4 protein-coding genes and 1 pseudogene are annotated in these 3782 nt (G+C 71.2%); 3 read left to right on the top strand and 2 right to left on the bottom strand.

The genetic code is table 11. The features are described 5' to 3' along the window. A partial coding sequence (locus AB0C29_RS37645) for a hypothetical protein (RefSeq protein WP_360830887.1) occupies positions 1 to 203 on the top strand: 203 nt, incomplete at its 5' end. 3 nt (positions 204 to 206) lie between these two features. Here the strand turns inward: AB0C29_RS37645 and AB0C29_RS37640 are convergent. Both AB0C29_RS37640 and AB0C29_RS37635 read right to left on the bottom strand, forming a co-directional pair. Continuing rightward, on the bottom strand, positions 207 to 767 hold the full coding sequence (locus AB0C29_RS37640) for a hypothetical protein (protein ID WP_360830884.1): 561 nt from the start codon (positions 765 to 767) through the stop codon (positions 207 to 209). Positions 768 to 777: 10 nt separating this feature from the next. Then, positions 778 to 2997 carry a glycoside hydrolase family 9 protein gene (locus AB0C29_RS37635; RefSeq protein WP_360830881.1) on the bottom strand — a complete coding sequence of 740 codons (2220 nt, stop codon included), beginning with the start codon at positions 2995 to 2997 and terminating at the stop codon, positions 778 to 780. A 108-nt stretch (positions 2998 to 3105) separates the two neighbouring features. Between AB0C29_RS37635 and AB0C29_RS37630 the strand changes: the two are divergent. Further along, positions 3106 to 3426: pseudogene (locus AB0C29_RS37630) on the top strand (GNAT family N-acetyltransferase); the annotation flags it as partial. Positions 3427 to 3532: 106 nt separating this feature from the next. After that, the coding region (locus AB0C29_RS37625; RefSeq protein ID WP_360830878.1) for an Hsp70 family protein at positions 3533 to 3782 on the top strand (250 nt) is incomplete at its 3' end.

The raw sequence follows: 3782 nt of genomic DNA, 5'->3' as shown, positions 1-3782 counted from the left end.
CCGGGGACCTGCTCGCGCAACGGCGGCTGATGGCCACGCCGGCCGGGCTGATCCTCGTGCAGGTCGGCCAGGCCGTTCAGCACCGCAGCGTGATCTGGACCGTGCTGGCCCTGGTGGTGATCGCGCTGGCCACGACATCCATGATTCTGCTCGGGCGGGACGTCAGCCGCGCCCGCCGGTTCCTGGAGCAGCACCCGGCCTGATCGTCAGTCCGGCAGCTGGCGGTGGCGGCCGGCCACCCGGTGCGTCGGCAAGCGCCGTCCCTCGGCGAACTTCTCGATCAGGTGCAGATCGGCCGGCTGCAGGCCGCGATTGGCCCGCGGGGCGATCAGCAGCGCCCGCCCGTCCGCGGTCAGCTCCTCACGCGCCGGGCCCGGTGGGGGCAGAGCCTCGTCGTCGGTCCAGATGAGCCGGCGGCCCTCGGCCAGCACCTCCCAGGCCGCCGCCAGCTTCAGTGGCCAGCACTGCGCGCCGCGGGGCATCGGGTCGGCGTCCAGGGCCCGCCCGAGCACAGGCAGGCGCCACAGGCTTTCCAGGCGTTCGGCCTCCGGGCACCAGGTCGTGCACCAGCGGACCTCGACCCGGCCGTCGGTGTGCAACGCCCGGATCCGGTCCACCAGCAGCGGGGACCAGCGCAACACGTACGACGTGTTGTCCGCCCCCGACCACACCAGCGACTTGCGTGGTGCGGCGCCCCAGCCGGGCTTGATCGTGTTGATGACGCCGTCGACGTCGAGAAGCCACACGGGCTTCTCGACGTCGATCACGCCATGGAGTCTAGTTCTGGTCCGCGATGTAGGACGCGACCCAGGCCAGCGGTGCGTTCCAGTTGATGGTCAGCTCGTTCGTCGACCAGGACTGGATGTCGTCGATGTAGCAGAACTGGCCCACGCAGCCGGTCAGTTTGCTCTGGGCGTACGGGTCCTGGATCGAGGAGTTGGCCCCGCCGGCCAGGGTGCCCCGCGGCGGGTTGGGCAGGGCCGGGTCGAGCTGGTGGGCGTACCAGCGGCTGTGCTGGTTGTGCGAGCTGACCTCGCCGTAACCGGTCACGTAGGAGTAGTTGAGGGCGTTGCGGCCGAGCATGAAGTCCATGCCCTCGTAGACCGCGTTGCGGAACCTGTCCCGGCCGGTGATCTCGTGCGCGGACGCCACCACCACCAGGTTGTTCAGGATCTGGCTGTTGGAGCCCCAGTCCCACATGTTGTTCGCCGGGGCGTACGGGATGCCGTACGGCTGGGCGGCCTGAATCTTCAGGTAGTTCTCGGCCGCCGCGACGATCGACGCGCGGACCTGGTTGCGCCCGGGCAGCTTGTTCGGCACCAGGGCCAGGTCCAGCCGGCCGGCCACGGCCGTGCTGGCCCAGTCGAAGGCGGCCGCGCCGCCGAAGATGTCAGCGGTGTGCACCGGGGAGGCCAGGACGTCGGCGGCGTACTTCTTCTGCCCCGTGCTCAGGTACAGCTCAGCGGCGGCCCAGTAGAAGTCGTCGTCGACCTTGTCGTCGTTGTACGCGCCACCGCCGGTGCCGTCGGCCGCGGAGGCGTAGATGGCCGGCTCGGCCAGGGCGGCGGTGTAGGCGGTGCGGGCCGCGGCCAGGGCCTTGGCGGCGAACGCCTTGTCGTAACGGCGGTAGATGCGGGCGGCCTGCGCGGCGGTGGCGGCCAGGTTCAGCGTCGCCGCGGTCGAGACCGGGTGCAGTTCACGCTGCTGGGGGTCGAGGTGCGGCAGCAGCGGCAGCCCGGTCCAGTTGGCGTCGTGGATCTTGTGGTGCACCATGCCGGCGTGCGGCTGCCCGGCCGGCACCTGCATCTTGAGCATGAACTCCAGCTCCCAGCGGGCCTCGTCGAGCAGGTCCGGGACCTTGTTGCCGCTCTCCGGGATGGCCAGCGTGCCGTCGCCGAGCTTGCGCGGCTCGGCGGTGCGCTCGTACTGGTTGAGCAGCTGCCAGACGGAGATACCGCCGTTGACGACGTACTTGCCGTGGTCGCCGGCGTCGTACCAGCCACCGGTCACGTCCAGCTTGTAGTCGCAGACACCGGCCTGGCAGGGCACCGAGCCGTCGCCCAGGTTCGGCGGGACGTCGACGTGACCGGCCGGGCGGGCGTACCCGGGCCGCAGGTCCTCGCGGATCTCGATGCCGCTGCGCTGGGTGTAGTAGAACTTCAGCGCGTCGGCACGCAGCTGCTCATAAACGGCGGCGTCGATGTCGAACGGCCGGCTGGTCTCACCGTCGGCGACCAGCGTGTAGCCGGTGCCGCGCTTGTGGTAGCGGCTGAAGTCGATCGTCTGCACGTTCTGCCCGGACGACACGTCGACCCCGCGCGGCACGGTGGTGCCCCGCGCGACGGTGGCGCCGGCCGCGTTCTTCAGCTGCCAGGGCAGCTTGGTGGTGGCCTCGGTGACCAGCGTGGCCTTCTTCGGCCCGCGCGGCAGGTAGGCGACCTGGTTGACCCGCACCCGCGGCCCGGTGTCGGGCACGTAGACCTCCGGCGGCACGCCGCCGACCAGCGAGACGTCGTCCAGGCAGAGCCGCCAGGGGTCGGCGCTGCCGCCGACCTGGAGCGCGACCTGCGCCTGGGCGGTGGTCACGGCCGAGGTGAAGGTGTACGAGTACGTGTCGCCCGAGACGGTCAACGCCGGCGACGCCTCGAAGTACGTGTCGTACGGCGAGACGGCCAGCCCCACGATCGCCCGGGCGACATGCCCATCGGGATCGCCGCTGGCTGTGAACGAGTACCGGTAGGTCTCGCCCGCGACGAGATCGATGTCGTTCTGACCGACGGCGACGTCCCACCGGTTGCTGGTGCCGCCCGGCACGTCCATACAGGCCTTGCCGTCGGTCAGGGTCAGCGGCCCGGGATTGCCCCACCACGGGTCGGTGCCGGTGGTGAAGCCGCCGTTGACGACCTGCTCGACCTCGTCGGCGGCAGCGGCCGGACCGGCCGGTACGGCGGTGAGGCCGGCCACGAGCAGGACGGCGGCGCCGAGGGTTCGGATCACGAAGGGTCTCCTTGGGAGCGCTTCCATCAGTCAGTTCAGATATGTTGATCCCCCGGGTAACGACCTGTCAACAAGGCTGAAACGTTCAGTAATTCAGCTGCGTGAGCTGGGCGGATCTTCGACGGCCTCCTCTGGGTCGCCGAGACCGGCGGCGAGGTGACCGGCTTCGTGGCCCTCGACGGCGACGAGATCACCTGGCTCTACGTCGACCCGGCCCACTACCGCCACGGCATCGGCCGGGCCCTGCTGCGCCACGCGCTCGCCCACACCGGCGACCACGCCGAGGTCACGGTCCTCGACGGCAACCCGCACGCGCTGGCCCTGTACCGCAGCGAGGGCTTCGTCGTGCGGGAGACCCGGACCGGCCCGCTGGTCGGCAACGAACGCTTCACCGCGACCGGCCACATCATGCGGCGGCAGTCCGGCTGATCGCCGTCCCTCGTACGGATGGCCGCGCCCGGAGAACCACCCGCGACACCGCCCGTCCGGCGGTGCCGGGGCTGGCGCGTTGCCCCTAAGGTCTCTAGCTGTGGCGATGCAGTACGGCTTGGGGATCGATCTCGGTACGACCCAGACGGCGGCGGCGGTCCGCGTCGACGGGCAGACCGAGGTGGTCCGGCTGGGCGGGCGCCGGGCCGAGATCCCGTCGCTGGTGTTCGTGCGCCCCGACGGCGGCCTGCTGATCGGTGAGGCGGCCGAGCGCCGCGGTCAGGCCGAGCCGGCCCGGCTGGCCCGTGAGTTCAAGCGCCGCATCGGCGACCCGGAGCCGATCCTGGCCGGTGGCG

Origin of the sequence: Actinoplanes sp. NPDC048791, from assembly GCF_040650095.1 — a bacterium.
In the GTDB taxonomy this organism is placed as follows: domain Bacteria; phylum Actinomycetota; class Actinomycetes; order Mycobacteriales; family Micromonosporaceae; genus Actinoplanes.
Note: the sequence above shows the minus strand (reverse complement) of the source record. Positions and strands in the feature narration are given on the sequence as shown.